Raw genomic sequence first — 17,132 nt, 5'->3', positions numbered from 1 at the left:
GCGGGTGCGTACAGGGCGGGTGCGGGTGGTCAGCCGCAGCGGCGACCGGTGTTGATGCAGCCCACGGCCTGCCTCATCAGCTTGTCCGACATGGCGTTGATGAAGTCGCCGTGATCGGTGATGGGCTTGTGCAGCGACTCGGGGAAGCTGTCGACGGCGAAGCTGGTGGAGCCGGCGAGACCGTTGTACGTGACGCGCTGCACCAGTTGCGGGATCGCCCGGAAGCCCTTGGGGCACTTGCCCCGGGCGTCGGCGAAGGCGACATGGTCCCGGTGGTTGGCACTGTCAATGTTCTTGCCGTCCCAGCAACTCTGGAACTTGGAGATCCGGACAACCTTGCTGCCCTGGGGGCAGATCGGGTACTTGTCCGTCAGTTCGACCTTGGACTCGAAACCGGTGCAGGTCCAGCGGGCGTTGGCGTTGCCTCCGCCGTTGGCGTTGGCCTTGGCGTCCCCGGTGATGATGCGCAGGAAGCGAGGCATGGCCGCCACCTTGGTCCGCGGGCTGCCGACGAACTTCAACTGGACGGTGGCGGGCGTCAGAATCTTTCCGACGTTGCCTTCGGCGCCCCCGCCCTGCTCGTTGGCGTCCGCCTCCTGGCCGGCGGCGCGGTCACGCAGCACGGGCCAGTAGTAGGTGGACCGGTCGCCATTGGTGCAGGTGGTCCGGGCGGCGGCGAGCGAGTCGTTGGTCGTGAAGGCGTCGACGCCGACCGCGCCCACGTAGTCGTGGGTGTGGTGTGCCCCGTTGTCCACTCCGGGCGCGACGATGACGTTGTCTGAGTTGAACGCTCCTTGCTTGTTCACGCCGCACCGCGACTGGAAGGTGCCGGTGGAGGCGTTACGGCCCTGGCCGGGCCGCCGGACGTTGGGTGCGACGGTGGTGATGTCGACGAAGTCGTCCGGTGACGGGCCGTTGTCGACCGCCTGGCCGTTGTTGTTCTGGCCGTTGTTGTTCTGGCCGCCATTGTTCTGGCCGTTGTTCTGGCCGCCGTTCTTCTGGCCGCCTTGCTGCGTGTCCCCTTCGGCCTTGACCTGGGCGGATCCCTTGCCGCCGACCGTACAGACCGCCAGGCTCTGCAGCCCTTGTGGCCGCTGTCCACCCGCCCGCTCGACGGCGATCTCGATCCGCTCCAGCGCGGCCGACCGCTTCGACCACAGCGGGCCGAGGTCCCCGCGCGACGACTCGCCCTTCGCCGAGGACAGCCTCGCGTCGGCCTCCTCGACCTGCTGCCGCATCATGCTGAGATTACGGTCCACCTCGCCGCGCGCCCGTTGGGGAACCGCCGACAGCTGCCCCTCCACCGCCGGACAGACAACACTCCCGCCCCGCTGTTCTCCTGAGCCGCCCGCGTTGGCCGCGACGTTGACAGCCACCAGGCCGCCGCCACCGAGCACCAACCCGGCGACGGCGATGAGCGCGTTCCGCCGGGTGCGATTCAACCTGTGCCGCTGATCCATGAGGGTCCCTTCGTCTTCCGGCAGCCGCAGATCGCATCGCCGGTCGGTTCGGCGTTCACTTTGGCAGCAACTGCCCCATCAGAGCTACCAATCGATCGGTCGTCACAGTCTCGTAAGTTCTCGGACGGCTCTCTCGGAAGCTCTCGCGGAACACCGCCGTCCGGGTCAGCACGCCATAGTCCACATGGAGCCCGCCATCGACCACAGCGATCGCCCTAGCCTCGGAAATGATCGCGGTCGCGTGGCATGGACATGCACTGAGGACATGTGCGCGGGCCATCTCCAGACACCCCACGGACGGAGAACATCATGCGCAGGACGAGCGCACGATTCAAGCTGATCGGTACGGCGGCGGCGACCGTAGCCACGGTCGCCCTCGCCGGACCCGGCGTAGCCAACAGCGCCACCAGCTCCACCGGTTCCGCAGCCGGTCAGAGCGGTGTGGCAGCAGCAGGACCGGTCGGCTTCGGCGCCGGCACCACGGGCGGCGCGGGCGGGGCCACCGTCACCGTGTCGAACGCCTCCCAGTTCCTCGCGGAGGTCAAGAAGAGCGAGCCGCTGGTCATACGGGTCAACGGCACCGTCTCGCTGAGCAGCATGACCAAGGTGACCTCGAACAAGACGATCGTAGGTGTGGGCACGTCCGGCCGTATCACCGGCAGCGGGCTCAACGTGGCCTCCGTCAACAACGTCATCATCCAGAACCTGACCTTCAGTGGTTCCAACGATGACGCCATCAACGTGCAGTACTCCACCAAGGTGTGGATCGACCACAACGACATCTCCGGCGCGAGCGACGGCGGCGTCGACATCAAGCGCGCGTCCACCAACATCACCGTGTCCTGGAACCGGTCGCACAACCAGGACAAGAACATGCTGCTGGGCCACTCGGACAGCAACTCTTCCGAAGACACCGGCAAGTTGAAGGTCACCTTCGACCACAACTACTTCGACGGCACAAACCAGCGCAATCCGCGGGTCCGCTTCGGCAATCCGGTGCACGTGCTGAACAACTACTTCCGCAGTGTGGGCAGCTACGGTGTCGCCTCCACGGAGAACGCGGGAGTGCTGGTGGAGGGGAACTACTTCGAGAACACGGAGGACCCGTTCCACCTCGGCGAGGCGGCATCCGGCCCCGGCACGCTGGTGGCCAGGAACAACCACTTCGTCAACTCCGGCGGCGGGCAGGCCGGTGGCAGCGTCGCGTCGATCCCGTACAGCTACACGCCCGCCGCCGCTTCCGGCGTAAAGGCTGCCGTCACGGCCGGTGCGGGGGTCGGAAAGATCTGACACCCGTGTGACACCGCTATTGCCCTGGCACTGGTCCTCGACTAGCTTCCACGACTCCGGGGACGAGTTGCTACGAGCGAGGCAGCCCATGGCCGAGCGGCTCACGGTGGGGCTACTCACCGCGAACGTCCATCTCGGAGTGGGTGCCACCCTGTGGTCCGGGGTACTGCGGGCGGCGGAACGCGACAACGTCAATGTGGTGTGCTTCCCCGGCGGCGCCCTGCGGCCGGGCGAAGCACACCGCAGCGCGCTGTACGACCTGGTCGGCCCCGACCGGCTGGACGGTGTCATCTGCTGGACGTCCACGCTGGGGCTGCCCGCCGAGGGCGACCGTGCCGAGGGCCTCCTCCGGCGGCTCGGGACGCTGCCGGTGGTCAGCCTCAACCGGGCTCTCGGCGGGCACGAGGTCCTGTCGCTGGATTCGGACGCGGGGATGCGGGAGGCCGTGGGGCATCTCGTCGGGCAGCACGGCCGACAGCGCCTCGCCTGCATCCGCGGGCCGCTCACCAACCCCGTGTCCCGCCGCCGCTGCCGCGCCTACTTCGAAGCCCTGGCCCGGCACCGCCTCCCCCACGACCGCAATCTGGTCGGCGGTGCCATGGGGTTCGGCGACGGCGCGGGAGCGGCGGCGATGCGCGTGCTGCTGGACGCGCGGGGGCTGCGCCCCGTGCGGGACTTCGACGCGGTAGTCGCGTGCAGCGACGTACTGGCGGCCGACGCCCTGCGGTTTCTGGCGGGCAGAGGCATCAGAGTGCCGGAGGACGTGGCGGTCGTCAGCTTCAACGACTCGCCGGAGGCCCGGCTGTCGGATCCGGCGCTCACCTCGGTCGCGCTGCCCTTCGCCGAACTCGGCGAACTGGCGGTGGACACGCTGGTCGCGCGATTACGGGGCAGCCGCCCGCCCGAACGTACGGCCGTGCCGGGGTCGCTGGTCATCCGCCGCTCCTGCGGCTGCCCTTCGCCCCTGGTGACGCAGGGCCGGCCGAAGGACACCGCGGAGCCCGAGTGCGGCGACGCGGTGCCCGTGGACGTCTTCACGGTCCTGCCAGGGGCCGGTCCGGAACTCGCCGCGGCCTTCCTCGCGGATGTGGGCGCGGGCTCCGGCGAGGCCGGCTGTCCGGACGGGGCCGGTTGTCCGGACGGGGCCGGATTCCTTGAGCTGCTGGAGGCCCTCATCTCCACCCAGGTCCACTCCTCCACGGACGCCGTCGACTGGGACCGTGCCCTGCTGCGCGTCCGCACGCTGGTGGTGCCCCGGCTGTCGGCGGAGTCCCGCGCGGTGGCCGAGCGGTTCCTGGGCCAGGCACGGCTCATGGTGGCCGACAAGGCGCGGCGGCTGCTGGAGTACGAGCGCTGGGAGGCCGAACAGGAATCCATCGGGCTGCGCGAACTGGGCACCACCCTGACGACCGTCACCGACATCGACGCGCTCACCGGAGCCCTCGCGCGCCGGCTGCCCTCCGCGGTGCCTCAGTGCCGGCTGGTGCTCTACGACGAGGGCGGAGCCCCCGGCGCCGCCGGAAGCGCGGGCACAGCCAGGCCGGTGCTCTCCCGCGAGGAGCGCGCCCCGCTGGACCGGGGCGGCGCCGGGGCGCTCGGCGCGCCTTATCCCGTACGGCTGCTGCTCCCCGACGAACTGCTGCCGCGCGACCGCCGTTTCACGCTCGTCCTTGAGCCTCTCCACGTCGGCGACGAGCACCTCGGCTTCGCGCTCTTCGACGGGGGCTCCCGGCAGGAGGCAGCGCGGCGAGGGGCGCTGTACGGGGCGCTGGGCGACCAGATCAGCGCGGCGCTGAAGGGGATCCGGCTGTTCGACGAGGTACGCAGGGCCCGGGACACCGCCGAGCAGGCCAGCCGGTTCAAGACCCGGTTGCTGGACAACGCGACCGACGAACTGCGCAGCCCGGTCGAGGCGATCCTGCGGCTCACGCAGTCGCCCGAAGACAACGTTTCCCCCGCCGTCGCGCTGCGCCGCGCGCACGAGGAATCCGCCCGGCTGCTGCGCCTGATCGACGATCTGCTGGACCTCTCCCGCGCCGAGTCCGACGGCCTCGACCTCTCCCTGACGCTGCTGGACCCCCGGCCCGTACTGGTGCAGGCGTTGCACGACGCCGTCCGTACGGCCTCCGCGACGGGCCGCGCAACGGGCTTCGGCCCGTACATCACCCGGCTCTGCCTCCCCCGCCGGCTGCCCGCCGTACGCGCGGACCCCGACCGGCTGCGCCAGATCGTCGTCAACCTGCTGATCGCCGCCGCCGCGCCCTCGGGCTCCTCAGGACCGCCCCACCGGCTACTGCTCACCGCCGACCCCCACCCGACGCTGCTGCGGATACGCATCGCCTGCCCGGACCGCGATCTCGCGCCCGAGGACGCCGAACAGCTGCTGGAACCCTTCGCCCCCGGCGAACCCGGCACCCGCCTCGGCCCGGCCATCGCCCGCAGGCTGGCGGCGCTGCACGGCGGCTCGGTCAGCCTGGACACCGGCCCGGCCCACCGGGGTTTACGGCTCGACCTGCCGCTGCCCACCCCCGCGGAGCCACCGCACCCCTCCCCGGGCACCTCCCGCACGCTGCTCGTCGCGGGGGCGGGAGCGCCGCGCGGGGAGATGGACGACATGGCCAGGCAGCGCGGTCTGCTGGTGCGGTGGCTGCGCCCCGACGACGACCTCACCGCCCTCGTCGCTGCCCACCAGCCCGTCGCCATCGCCTGGGACACCGACACCGCGCACCCGCAGGACTGGAACTCGCTCCAGCGGCTGCACGACCATCCCGCGCTGCGCCGGACCCCGTTCCTGCTCTACGGCCCGGTGTACGGGGACACTCTGGCCCAGGCGGTGCAGGCTCTGCGCCCCTCGGGGCCGACCGAACCCGTGGTGATAGCGGACCCCGACGCCCGGTCCCGCGAACATCTGCGGCAGACCGTCGCCCACGCCCTGCCCGGCCGGGCGGTGCGTACCGCGCCCGACGGCATGACGGCGCTCGCCGTGCTCGCGGAGGCCGTGCCCTGTCTGCTCATCGTCTCGCGCACGCTGCCGGACATGGCCGGGTTCGATGTGGTCGAGCGGATGCGCACCAAGGAGGGGCACGAGAGGATCCCGGTTCTGATGCTGGGTGACCGGGACTTCACCGCGGCCGACGCCCGGCGCGCCGAGCCGCACCCCGGTCTTGTCCTGCTCGGCCGGGACATCCTCACCGAGACGGAGACCACCCGGCTGCTCGCCGCCATGACACGTCCCACGCCGCAGGGCGCGCGGTACACCGACGCACCGGTGCATGTCGCGCTCGCGTATCTGGAGCAGCACTACCGGCACCAGATCTCGCGCTGGCAGGTGGCCGAGGCCGCCGGGGTCAGCGAGGACCATCTCAGCAGGCTCTTCCACCGGCGGCTCGGCCTGCCGCTGTGGGACTACCTCATCCGGCTGCGCATCCAGCGGGCCAAGGAGCGGCTGCGGCAGAGCGACGACAGCGTGCAGACGGTGGCCCGCGCGGTCGGCTTCCGCGACCGCGCGTACTTCAGCCGGGTCTTCCACAAGGTCACGGGGGTGGCCCCGCACACCTACCGGAAGAGCTCCGCGCGGGCCTGACGACGGCGGGCCCGACGACGGCCGAACCGACATGCTTGATGCCACACACATGACACGGCCCGGCCGCCGTCGTGCGACTCAGCCAACCGCCGTGCGGCTCAGCCGACGTCGACCGAGTACGCCCTGGTGTCCACGCGGCCGGTGCCCGTGAAGACCTCGGTTCCCGCCTCGATACCCGACACATACTTGTCGTTGGACAGGTAGTTGCGACGGACCAGGGCCTGGAGGAAGTCGTCCATGTTCAGGGTGGCCCTTGAGGTGTTGGCGACCCTGACGAAGGAGTGGACTTTCCAGCCGATGTCGCCCTCGTAGAGGTCCCACATCGCGCCGCCGAGGCTGACCGAGCCGACTTTCGAGCCGAGTGGGCCCGCGCCGCCCTGGCGGTTGAGCCAGATCATGACCTCGTCGGTCGGCTGATCCGGCCAGTCGGCGTTGTTCTTGCTGTGCAGCCACAGGTCGTAGGCGACGTTCATGACGCCGGGGTTGGAGCTGACCGTGAAGTCCCAGGTGGTGTCGATGCGCCTGCGGTCACCGACCCGTACGGGCAGCTCGGTTCTGGGCTTGTCGACCTTCCAGCCCCAGTGCCAGCCGAGTACCGAACTGGCGTAGGACTTCACGTTGTACTGTCCGCCGGACCAGGTGTAGTCCGTGCCCCAGGCGATGGTGTCGCCGTTCTGGGAGGTGTCCCATACGCACTGGGAGCCGGTGCCGCTGTCCTGGCCCCAGAGGTTGTTGTTGACGGTAGTACTTGCCCATCGTGATGGTGGAGAACGCCGTACACGTCCTGGCCTGCTCGCCGGCGTACGCGACCGTAACGGTGGAGGCGGCTGCGAGCGCGACGCCGACCGCGAGCGCGGTCCTCGCCTTCTTTCTGAATCCGGGCCGTCGGTGCTGATGTGGCATGCGAGTGCCCTTCGGGTGGGGGGTTACGCGGCGCCGGTCAGTGGACGGTGCAGACCGGCACCGTGCCGGGTTCCGGCGGGCCGCCCGCGGTGACATAGCCGAACGTCGTGCTCGCACCGGCCGCCAGCGAGCCGTTCCAGTTGGCGTTGTGCACCATCACCTTCTGGCCCTGAGCGGTCATGGAACCGTTCCACAGACTGTCGATGCGCCTGCCGTCGCCCAAGGTCCACTCGGTCATCCAGCCGAGGATGGGGTGGTCAGATGTGTTGGTGACGGTCACTTCGGTCTGGCCGCCGCCGTTCCAGGTGGAGACGGTGCGCTGGGCCGCCGTGCAGTCACCGGTCGGAGGGTCGGTGGGGTCTCCCGGGTCGCTGCCGTCGGGTCCGACGCCGGTGACCTCGCCATTACCGCCGTCGAAGACGACGTCGGAGCAGCTGTAGAAGGTCTCGGCGCTGTCCGAGCGCTGCCACACCATGTAGATGATGTGGCGTCCGCTCTTGCCGGAGGGCAGCGCGCCGCTCCAGCGGTAGTCGGCCTCGACCGTGCCCGGGGTTCCGTTGAGCGGCGGATGGTCGATGGAAAGGAACGGTTGCTCCTCCACGTCGTTCCAGGTGAGTGTCCTCGCCGGGTCGAAGCCGTCCTTGGTGATGTAGACGTAGAACCAGCCGGGGTGTGCCGCCCAGGCGTTGTACGAGAAGTTGACCGTGGCGCCCGAGGTGAGATGGGTCAGCGGCCAGTCCGTACGCGGGAGGTTGTAGCCGGAGAAGGTGCTGTTGCCGCCGCTGCACAGCTGCCCGTCGGGCACGAAGCCGCGGGTGCGGCCCGCGCCGTCGGAGCGCAGCACGGAGAACCAGTTGTACAGCGGGGTGGTGCCGCTCTGGGCCACCGCGGCTTTGCACGCGGGGTTGTTGGGTTTGATCTCCCCCGTGCTCGTGAGGCCGTCGCGCCAGCACATGAAGGTGCGGCTGGCGGGCTTCATCGGGGTGCCGTGGGCGGCGGCTGTGCCTTCGGAGAAGGCGATCAGACCCAGGGCGGGCAGGGAGGTGAGGACGGCGAGCAGGATGAGCAGGATCGATCTGCGGTGGTTCGGTGGGTTCGGGTTCGATGGGGACCGTAATCCTCGTGGCATGGCGCTGATTCCCTTCGGTGGGGCGAGTGGGGTTCATCGCGCGACGGTGGTGGGAGCGCTCCCACCACCCACTTCGGAACGTAGCGCTGACTTGAACCTCTGTAAACAACTCGCACAACCGTTGGGACAGTGACGGTCAAGTGCGCCTGGAGGGCCGGGCCCGCGTCCGGAGCGGACGCGGGCCCCGCGCGGCTACGCCACCGCGCCCGCCGACGCCATGCCCGACACCGTCCCTGCCGCCGCGACGCGGATCTGCGTACGCTGCGTGACGCCGCCCACCGTCACCGCCAGCGTCACCGTCCCTGCCCGGAGCGCCGTGAGCCGCCCCGTCACCGGGTCGAACACAGCCACATGGCGGTGCCTGGCGTCCCGCACCGCGCCGATGTGCAGGTTCGGCGAGCCCGTCCAGTCGGCGCTGAGCGGGAACGCCACCGGGATCTGCCGCGTCCCCTGGGTGACCGTCGCACGGGCGTACGCCGTGTGGCCGGGGCTCAGTACCGCCGGCGCGTCCAGCGTGAGGCCGTCGACGTGCGCGCGGGTCTGGACCGAGACCCAGTCCGGGCGGCCCTCCCACGGCTTGAGCCTGCCGACCGCCTGCTCGCCCCGCGACACCTTGTCGACGCCGACGAGCGACCAGCCGGTGAAGCCGCCCTCGTTGGCCGGGCCCGCGGGTGCCTTGCCCGAGTTGCCGTTGATCAGATACGGCACGCCGTCCACGTGCTCGGCGTGGAAGACGCCGACATGGCTGCCGACGAGCCCCGCGCCCTTGCCGGTCGTACGGCGGAACTCGGCGAGCCACTGCTCGATGAGCGCCGCCTCCTTGCGGTCCCCGAGCTGGCTGCCCTTCTGGACCGTGGGGTCGCGCGGCGGCACGTGCTCGACCAGCAGCACCGATCCGATGTCCGGGTCCTTCGCCGCCGCGTCGAGCTGCGCCCGCAGCTCCTTGATCTGTCCGAAGCCGCCGCCACGCAGGGACAGGCTGGACGTGTCCAGGGTCAGGAAGCGGGTGGAGCGATGGTCGAAGGTGCGCTGTGCCGGGCCGAATTCGGCGACGAAGTTGTCGATCTTCCCGCCCATCACCTCATGGTTGCCCGGTACGTAGTACCAGGGCAGCTCATCTCCCAGCTCCTCGGTCAGTACGCGGCGCGCGAAGGCGAGGTCCGCGGGCGAGCCCTCGTCGACGAGGTCGCCGTTGATGATGAGGAAGTCCGGCCGGGCCGCCTTGATCTCGCGCAGGGTCCGGCGCGCCTGCGCCACGATCGCGCTGTCCGGGGTGCGGGCGACGAACTGCGCGTCGGACATGACCGCGAACCGCCAGTCCCTGGCCTCGGTCTCGGCCGCCGGGTCGATCAGCGGGTCGGCCGTACGCGGCTGTTCGGGCAGTACGACGGTGGGCGGCACCTGCGCGGCCAGGCCGTCGATCACGATCTTCCCGGTGTACTGCCTGGCGCCAACGGCCTCGGCCAGATAGAAGCGGTGCACCGCCAGCGGCATCGCGGCGCCCGGCGGTACGGCGAAGGTCACCTGCCGCCAGCCGGTCCAGGTGACGTACGGTCCGCGCAGCAACTGGTCGGAGCCTGCCGCGTCCTTGAGGTGCAGGGTGGGCCAGGCGCCCTTCCCGTCGCCGTTGATCCAGAGCGTGAAGGACTGCGGCTGGCCCGCGACGGCGATCCGCTGCGGCGGAGTGGCGTATGCGGCCCGGGTCGCGGTCGAGAGGGTGAAGTCGTAGCTCAGTTCCAGTCCTGAGCCGCTCTGGCCCTCGGGTGTGGCCGCGACCGAGCCGCTGGCGCGGGCGTGGCTGAAGGTCCAGGAGGCCGCGTCGTCGAAGGCGGAGACCGGCTGTTCTGCGAGGCCGACGCCGACGGCGAGGACCGTGGTGCGGGGGGTGCCGTCGCCCATGACTGTGGCCGTGATCTGGCCGCCGCCGCTGCCCGTGAGGGACTTGACGGTGAATGATCCCTTGCCGTCGTCCCGGACGTCGAACAGCGTGTGGTCGTAGGCGAGTTTCACATCGGAGGGCTCGATGGGCGCGCTGTTGCCCTGGGCGTCGAATCCGAGGAGGCCGAAGGCGCCGGTGGCGCTCGTGTCCGCGAGGCCGACGCGCCGGGTGGTCGGCTCGATCCGGGCCAGCTCGCCGAGCACGGTCAGTTCGGTGGAGCCGTGCGCGCCCGCGCGTTCCGCGCGTATCTCGGTGGTGCCGCTGTGCCGCGCCCGGAACACGCCCCGGTCGTCGACCCGGCCGACCGATGAGCGTACGGCCCGCCAGTGCGGGGTGCCCGCGGCCGGTCCGTACGTCTCGTCGTAACCGGCGGCGGTGAGGCCGCGGGTCAGGCCGGGGAACACGCGCTCGGGGTGACCGCCCTTGACCGGGTCCGCGGTGGGCGCGCCACCGGCGGGGACGCGGGTCTCGACCCAGAAGCCGCGGAGCCGTCCGCTGCCGTCGGGGGCGGTGAGGGCAAGGCCGTTGGGGACCGTGCGCTGGCTGCCGTCGGAGGGGCTGTTCTCCACCTGGAGGGCGTCGCTGCCCGGTTCGCGGGCGACGAGTGTCGAGGAGCCGCCGCCGTCGAGGTTGAGCGCGCTGTACGCCCCGGCCTCCTTCATCATCACGGCGAGTTCGGTGAGGGTGACGCCGCCGCTGTCGGCCTGGCGGCCGTCGACGGTGATGACCTGCATGGCGCGGCCGTCCCGGGAGAAGCCGACGGCGGTGCGGGGGGCGGCGGTGTTGTTGCTCTGGCCCTCGTGGTTCTGCGATACGCCGTCGACGACGAGGAGTTCACGGCCGCCGACGGCGGTACGGGGCACGGGGCCGCTGTCGGTGCGCGCCCGGTACTCCAGGGCGACCGGGTCGCCGGGGCGCAGGGCGGCCAGCAGTGCGGCTCCGGCTTCCCGGCCGACCAGGACGGTGGTGTCCGCGGCGATGGGTCCGGTGCCTGGCCGGTCGGTGACGGCGACGACCTTGCCGTCTCGTATGAGCGCTTCGGCTACGGGAAGCGCGCCGTCGACGGTCAGGGCGCGGGCGGCCGTACCCCAGGCGGCGGTGTAGGCGCCGATGCCGCCGGCCGGGACGTTCGCGGCGTTGTACGCGGTCAGGGGGTGCGGGCCCGAGGGGAGTGTCAGCGTGCCGTCGAAGTAGAGCCGCAGGACGCGTCCGGCGCTCTCGGGTCCGATGGCGACGGCCCGGTTGGCCCCGGGGCCGGGCGAGTGGGTGACCTTGCCGTCCTTGATGCCGGGGCCCTGCGGCGCACCGGTCTCGTTGATGTCGAAGAAGTCCGCGTTGATCGCGGCGACCGTGCGTCTGCCCTTGCCGGGGTCGTGCCCGGCGGCGAGTTCGGAGACGGTGCGGCGGTCGGCGACCTTGCCGGAGGAGAGGTAGTCCGCCTGTACGCCGCTGCCGTCGAGGTCGACCGAGAGGGCGTCGACGCGCAGCCACTTGTCGGATTCGAGGCGGTCGTACGAGGTGAGGCTGATGCCCGGGGCGATCGGCCGGGAGCTGTGCGCGGTCTCGATTCCGTCGCCGTCCGCGACGGATTCGGTGCGTCCGGCCGGGGCGCTGGCGGGTGGCGGCGCGACGGGGCGCAGCACTTCGGTGGAGTCTCGGGGACGGGGGTCGGGATGGGAATCGGCGACGGCGGGGGACAGCCCCGCCGCCGTCAGTGCGGAAACCGCCGCGAACAGCACGACGGACCGTCTTGCTAGGCCAAGGCCCACAACTACTCCTGGAGTACGGCTGATTGAGAACGCCGACAGCGCGGTAAGCCCTGTCCGCGGACAGCATCGCGGTGCTCGATCAAACGCACCAGGGGGTAGTGGGAACGTCGGGGAGAACAGCGGGAACCGGCAGGATGGCGAGGGGCGTTCAGGCCTTTAGGGAGCGCGCCGAGCGCACCGAACGGCGCGCACTGAACGGCGCGCGCTGAGCACGCACACTTCGGTAAGTAGTTCGTCGATCGTCTTCATGGACAGACTCCTGAGACCGTGCGGCGATTCCTGGAGAGCACCGCAATCATCAATTGAGCAACCCACACGCAGATCAGCCACCTCCGCGAGAGCGGCGCCGGTTTAGGCGCAAAAGGAAGACGGGTGGGCCGGTTCCCCGCGGCCCACCCGCCCTGCGTATCGGGTCAGTTGGTCAGTTGGTCAGTGCTACGCGCTCCGCCGCTTGCGCGCGGCCCAGACGATGCCGCCACCCGCGAGGATGACGAGCGCGCCGGCGCCGCCGATCAGCGGCGTGGAGCTGGAGGAGCCCGTCTCGGCGAGGTCGCCATCGCCCGAGTTGGCGCTCGGCTCCGCCGGCGGCGGCACCGCGGCAGAGGTGGACGTGGATGTGCCCGGCGTGCTCGGCGTGCTCGGCGTGCTGCTCGGGGTGGGCGCGGTCGTACTCGGCGTGTCCGAGGGCGACGGCGTGACCGGCGGCGAAGTCGGCGGCGTCGGGGACGGGGTGGTGCCCTCGCACACCGGAGCCGTCTCGGTCAGGTCACGCGAGAACTGGTCGCCGTCGCCCGCCTTCACGATGAGGTGGACGGTGAGCTCCTTGTCGTGCTGGGGAAGCTCAAGCTTCTTGTGGAACTCGCCCTTGAACGTCTCGGTCGGCAGCAGGTCCTTGCCGTCCACAGTGATGTTCACGGTGTTGTCTGCTTTGGTGGTGTACTTGGTCAGATCGACCTTGACCTCGGTGCAGGTCACGGACCACACCGGAGTGTGCGCCATTGCGGGACCGGCGGTCACACCGCCGGCGCCCAGGACGCCGACCGTCGCGACCGCTATGAGCGCCCCCGAACGCCGCCACGATCTGTTGATTGCTGTCACGAATTCCTCCATGGTTGCCACGCCACTCATGTGGCGGTGCGCGCACAGTATCGTCACAACTTTCAAGGCCAACACGCGCCCCGCACCACAGAGTTGACGGGACAACTGGTCTCACGGACCGGCCCGCATCACTTTTCGGTCATATGCCGGGCGCGGGCGGCGGCGAGTGCCCAGAGCGGGAGAACGAACCAGCAGATGATGAACCAGATGACCGTTCCCACCACCAGCCACAGGGCGACAAAGTCGGCCACGATCACCCGCAGGATGAGCAGCATCGCCGACGTGATCGTGCACAACAGGAGCACCAGCCCAAGAAGGGTGAGGCGGGAGGCCCATTCGACCGTCTGCGGTTTCAGCCGCCTGCCGGTGACAAGGCGGTGGAACGACACCGGACCGACGAGAGCGCCGGTCGTCGCCGCCCCCAGCAACACGGTGACCATATAGATGTGCCGGTCGGTCTGGGAAAGATCAGTGAAGCGGGGCTGGAATGCCACGGTGAGCAGAAAGCCGAAGAGGATCTGCATACCGGTCTGGGCGACCCGGAGTTCCTGCAGCAGTTCACCCCACCGCCGGTCGGCCCTTTCTTCCTCCGTCTCGTGCCGACCGCGAGTAAGGCCGCCACCGTCGCTTTCCTGCCTCACCGGGTTACCTCCCATGTGTCGCATGATGCGCCGCGGGCACTTGAACGCGCCTGCCCGGGGCGACCTGCGTCAAACGTCGCGTGTATCCGCGGATATCCCGGGCACCCGGCGGGGTGGAGGTGCAGAATATGGTTCCCATCCTGCTCGTTCTACTACTGGCGCTCGTGCTCTTCGGAGCCGGTTTCGCCCTGAAGGTGCTGTGGTGGATCGCGCTCGCGGTGCTCGTCATCTGGCTTCTCGGTTTCCTGATGCGGAGCACCACAACGACCGGCACGAGGTCCCGCTGGTATCGGTGGTAGACGAGAATCGCATACGGACGGCGGCCTGCGGGCCGCCGTCCGTCCTTGTCCGACGCCTCACCCCTTGTCCGACACCTCTCGGCAGACTCGCCCTCAAATACGTGCCCTGGCGCGGAATCCGTGCTTCCTTCTTCATATGATCACGGTCCGATATCGGAGGAGTCCTCTGTGCGCACTTTCGCCGTCACGGCTGTTCTGATCGCCGCTCTCGCGTCGGGTGGGTCCATCTGGGTGGCGAACAGCGCCAACGGATCCACTCAAGGTCATGGCGACGGCACCAATATCCTCCTTGTCGGAATCGATCGGCGGACCGGCATTTCCGCCGAGGACCGGAAGCGTCTTCACGTCGGCGGCAAGGAATGCAATTGCACGGACGTGATAATGATTGCGCACCTCGCGGAGAACCGCCGGCGCCTGAGCGTGGTCTCCATTCCCCGGGACTCGTACGTGGAGTTCGCCGATCACGCCCATCCCCGCCACGCCGGGAAGATCAACGGCGCCTATCAGCACGGCGGTGGCGAGCTGGCCGTACGGACGGTGGAACAGGCGACCGGGCTGCGGATCGATCACTACCTGGAGACCGACTTCACCGGCTTCGCCGACACCGTGGACCGGCTGGACGGCGCGCGGGTGTGCACGGACAAGCCCCTGAACGATGCCGGTTCCGGGCTGAATCTGGCGGCGGGGACCCACCAGCTGGACGGCCGGGGCGCGCTGCAGTACGTACGCACCCGGCATGTGTCCCCGCCCGGCGATCTGGGCCGGGTCCGCCGTCAGCAGCGCCTGCTCAACGAGCTGGTGTCCCGGCTGCGCGCCGAAGGGGCCTTCGCGAACCGGGCCGCCGCGGCGCTCACCGCCTACCGGCTGCTGAAATCCGTACGCGTGGACGCGGACACCGGTTTCCACGACCTGATCCGGCTGGGCGGGGCACTGGGGAGGCTGACCGCACGGCAGACGGAGTTCGTGACCGTCCCGATGGAGGAGTTCGACCACCGCGTACCTCAGTGGGGCTCCACGCTCCTCTGGCACCCGCAGCGGTCCGCCGCGCTGTGGGCGGCGCTGCGCGAGGACCGGCCGATCGCCGACGACCGTCGTATCCAGCCCAACAAGGAGGACATCCCGGTCGCCGATGACCCGGCCCTGATCCGGCTACGGGTCTCCGATCCTGAGGTCGCTCGCGCGCTGCGCGCGCAGGGCTTCGCGGTCGAGTCCGCCGCCACGGGTCAGCTGGGCGCGGCGCGGCCCCGGGGCGGGACTGTCATCACCTACGACCCGTACTGGGAGCGGTATGTGCCCACGGTCACCGCCGTGCTCCCCGGCGCTGAGCTGCGTCCCGTGGCCGGACACGGCGAGACCTTCGATGTCGCGGTCGGCTCCGACGGCGCCGCGGTCGCCAGGATCGTCCACGACCGGAGCAGCGTCGAGGGAGCTCCCGTACGCGGCGACCGGCTGCTGTGCGGCACTCAGCAGCCGCAGCCGGACAGGTGAGGGCGGGAGCGCCCCAAAACCCGGTTGGCGCCAGTCGCCAGTCAGCCGAAGCTGACCCGCTGCAACCAGAAGTCGAGCAGTTCCGCATCGCCGAGGACTTCGACGCGCCCCCTGTCTTCCCTGTCGAGGGGGCGCCGCCGGATAGATGGTGAGCAGCAGGTCGGTCAGCGGGCCGCGCGCGGCGACGGCGGCCTTCTCGTGCGCGCGCCGCCAGACGATGGTGTCGCCGGTGAGGTCCACCAGCCATTCGGCCGATGCCTCCGGCGCGGTGTCGGTGGCGTGGAAGTGGAGGGTACGGCCGGGGCCGAGCAGTTCCCGCTGCTGGGGGTGCACGTCCAGCAGCTGCGGCAGCGAGCCGAGCTCCATCCACTCGTCGATGGCGTCGATGGCGACGTCCTCGTCGGCGGTGAACTCCGCGCCGACGGCCAGGGTCGCGTCGGCCCGGTGGATCAGGGTCTCGTGCAGGAAGCGGCACGGCGGGATCCTCGTCGGCGTACCGGGAGAGGTCGCGGAAATGGTCGTCGGAGGGTGGCTGCGCCGCCCGGGTCCGTACGATCGATTCCGCCCAGCGGTGGCCGCCGCCGAGGTGGCGGAGCAGCTGACCGAGGTTCCAGCCGGGGCAGGAGGGCACGGGCGCCGTCAGGTCGGCGCCCTTGATGCCGGACGTCAGCAGAGCTGCCTGGTCGACGATTTCGGCGCAGCAGCGGTCGAAGCTCAGGTGTGTCATGACGTCACGCTAAGCGGCACCACTGACACCGAGCGCGGCTCAGTGCTGCTCGGCCCGAAGGGCCTCGGCCGCGACCTTGAGGTCCGCGATCAGTCCCCGGTACGCCGCTTCGCGGTCCGTGGCGCGCAGAATCGCCGAGGGGTGGACGGTACCGACAAGGTGCCCGTGCCCGTGCCCGTGCCCGTGCGCCGCCTCGCCTCCGCCGTCGCCTCCCCCGTCGAGTTGCTCCCAGGACGGCATCGGCAGCAGTACGCCGCGCTGCTCCCCCACCCGGAACGATGGACCCAGCAGCGCCTTGCCCGCCGTCGCACCCAGCGCCAGCACCACGTCGGGGTCGATCACCCGCAGTTCGGCCGCCAGCCAGGGGCGGCAGGCCGTCATCTCCCGCAGGCTCGGCGGCTTGTGTATCCGGCGTTTGCCGCGTTCGGCCTGGGCGAATTTGAAGTGCTTGACGGCGTTGGTGAAGTACGCCTGCTCCTCGTCGATGCCCACCTCTGCGAGCGCGTCGCGCAGCAGTCGCCCGGCGGGCCCCACGAACGGCTCGCCGCGCCTGTCCTCCTGATCGCCCGGCTGCTCGCCGACGACCACGACGGGAGCGGACGAGTTGCCCGCTCCGAACACCGTCTGGGTGGCGTTCTGGAAGAGCGGGCACCCCTGGCAGTCAGCGGCGGCACGCCGGAGCGCCGGGAGCCCGCCACGCCGGGGGACGTACGGGCCTGCGTCATGCTCCTGTCCGGTGCCCTGGACGGCGCTGGTCCCCATCGGACTCTCCTCCTGGATGGAGCTGAACGGAGCGAGCTGAATGG

Annotated in this window: 11 protein-coding genes and 1 pseudogene; 4 read left to right on the top strand and 8 right to left on the bottom strand. The window is 70.3% G+C overall.

Annotated elements, in window-relative coordinates:
• Positions 1–29 precede the first annotated feature (29 nt).
• Positions 30–1,460: a DUF1996 domain-containing protein gene (locus ACIHCQ_RS30715; protein ID WP_399669463.1), complete on the bottom strand. Its 1,431-nt coding sequence runs from the start codon at positions 1,458–1,460 to the stop codon at positions 30–32.
• A gap of 309 nt (positions 1,461–1,769) precedes the next feature.
• Between ACIHCQ_RS30715 and ACIHCQ_RS30710 the strand changes: the two genes are divergently transcribed.
• Positions 1,770–2,750 (top strand): polysaccharide lyase family 1 protein, encoded by a 981-nt coding sequence (locus ACIHCQ_RS30710; protein ID WP_399669460.1) that lies wholly within the window; start codon positions 1,770–1,772, stop codon positions 2,748–2,750.
• Positions 2,751–2,838: 88 nt separating this feature from the next.
• Positions 2,839–6,333: a substrate-binding domain-containing protein gene (locus ACIHCQ_RS30705; protein ID WP_399669457.1), complete on the top strand. Its 3,495-nt coding sequence runs from the start codon at positions 2,839–2,841 to the stop codon at positions 6,331–6,333.
• Positions 6,334–6,431: 98 nt separating this feature from the next.
• Here the strand turns inward: ACIHCQ_RS30705 and ACIHCQ_RS30700 are convergent, their stop codons facing one another.
• The 5 genes from ACIHCQ_RS30700 to ACIHCQ_RS30680 form a co-directional block, all read right to left on the bottom strand.
• A complete protein-coding gene (locus ACIHCQ_RS30700) occupies positions 6,432–7,229 on the bottom strand; it encodes an endo-1,4-beta-glucanase (RefSeq protein WP_399669666.1) in 798 nt (265 codons plus the stop codon).
• 44 nt (positions 7,230–7,273) lie between these two features.
• The gene (locus ACIHCQ_RS30695) at positions 7,274–8,365 is read right to left on the bottom strand and encodes a lytic polysaccharide monooxygenase (protein WP_399669455.1); all 1,092 of its coding nucleotides are present in this window, start codon (positions 8,363–8,365) and stop codon (positions 7,274–7,276) included.
• Positions 8,366–8,557: 192 nt separating this feature from the next.
• A complete protein-coding gene (locus ACIHCQ_RS30690) occupies positions 8,558–12,073 on the bottom strand; it encodes a phosphodiester glycosidase family protein (RefSeq protein WP_399669452.1) in 3,516 nt (1,171 codons plus the stop codon).
• 435 nt (positions 12,074–12,508) lie between these two features.
• The gene (locus ACIHCQ_RS30685) at positions 12,509–13,171 is read right to left on the bottom strand and encodes an LAETG motif-containing sortase-dependent surface protein (protein ID WP_399669449.1); all 663 of its coding nucleotides are present in this window, start codon (positions 13,169–13,171) and stop codon (positions 12,509–12,511) included.
• Positions 13,172–13,299: 128 nt separating this feature from the next.
• Positions 13,300–13,812 carry a DUF6328 family protein gene (locus ACIHCQ_RS30680; RefSeq protein ID WP_399669446.1) on the bottom strand — a complete coding sequence of 171 codons (513 nt, stop codon included), beginning with the start codon at positions 13,810–13,812 and terminating at the stop codon, positions 13,300–13,302.
• Positions 13,813–13,940: 128 nt separating this feature from the next.
• On the opposite strand from ACIHCQ_RS30680, the gene ACIHCQ_RS30675 reads away from it, so the two are divergent.
• Together ACIHCQ_RS30675 and ACIHCQ_RS30670 are read left to right on the top strand one after the other, a co-directional pair.
• Positions 13,941–14,111: a hydrophobic protein gene (locus tag ACIHCQ_RS30675; protein ID WP_399669443.1), complete on the top strand. Its 171-nt coding sequence runs from the start codon at positions 13,941–13,943 to the stop codon at positions 14,109–14,111.
• 381 nt (positions 14,112–14,492) lie between these two features.
• Entirely contained in the window at positions 14,493–15,599 is a 1,107-nt protein-coding gene (locus ACIHCQ_RS30670; RefSeq protein ID WP_399669663.1) for an LCP family protein, read from the top strand.
• A gap of 370 nt (positions 15,600–15,969) precedes the next feature.
• Here the strand turns inward: ACIHCQ_RS30670 and ACIHCQ_RS30665 are convergent.
• Together ACIHCQ_RS30665 and ACIHCQ_RS30660 are read right to left on the bottom strand one after the other, a co-directional pair.
• Positions 15,970–16,326, bottom strand: a pseudogene (locus tag ACIHCQ_RS30665) (maleylpyruvate isomerase N-terminal domain-containing protein); the annotation flags it as partial.
• Between the two features lie 39 nt (positions 16,327–16,365).
• Positions 16,366–17,088, bottom strand: coding sequence for a UdgX family uracil-DNA binding protein (locus ACIHCQ_RS30660; protein ID WP_399669440.1), 723 nt, complete (start codon positions 17,086–17,088; stop codon positions 16,366–16,368).
• Positions 17,089–17,132: the final 44 nt, after the last annotated feature.

Origin of the sequence: Streptomyces sp. NPDC052236 (assembly GCF_044548015.1) — a bacterium.
Classification (GTDB): Bacteria; Actinomycetota; Actinomycetes; order Streptomycetales; family Streptomycetaceae; genus Streptomyces.
The sequence above is the reverse complement of the archived record's forward strand: the minus strand, read 5'-3'. Positions and strand labels throughout refer to the sequence as shown.

Bases quoted from the DNA above. Each gene is read 5' to 3' on its own strand.
- ACIHCQ_RS30715 (WP_399669463.1), bottom strand. From the start codon at position 1,460: ATGGATCAGCGGCACAGGTTGAATCGCACCCGGCGGAACGCGCTCATC.
- ACIHCQ_RS30710 (WP_399669460.1), top strand. From the start codon at position 1,770: ATGCGCAGGACGAGCGCACGATTCAAGCTGATCGGTACGGCGGCGGCG.
- ACIHCQ_RS30705 (WP_399669457.1), top strand. From the start codon at position 2,839: ATGGCCGAGCGGCTCACGGTGGGGCTACTCACCGCGAACGTCCATCTC.
- ACIHCQ_RS30695 (WP_399669455.1), bottom strand. From the start codon at position 8,365: ATGCCACGAGGATTACGGTCCCCATCGAACCCGAACCCACCGAACCAC.
- ACIHCQ_RS30675 (WP_399669443.1), top strand. From the start codon at position 13,941: ATGGTTCCCATCCTGCTCGTTCTACTACTGGCGCTCGTGCTCTTCGGA.
- ACIHCQ_RS30670 (WP_399669663.1), top strand. From the start codon at position 14,493: ATGATTGCGCACCTCGCGGAGAACCGCCGGCGCCTGAGCGTGGTCTCC.
- ACIHCQ_RS30660 (WP_399669440.1), bottom strand. From the start codon at position 17,088: ATGGGGACCAGCGCCGTCCAGGGCACCGGACAGGAGCATGACGCAGGC.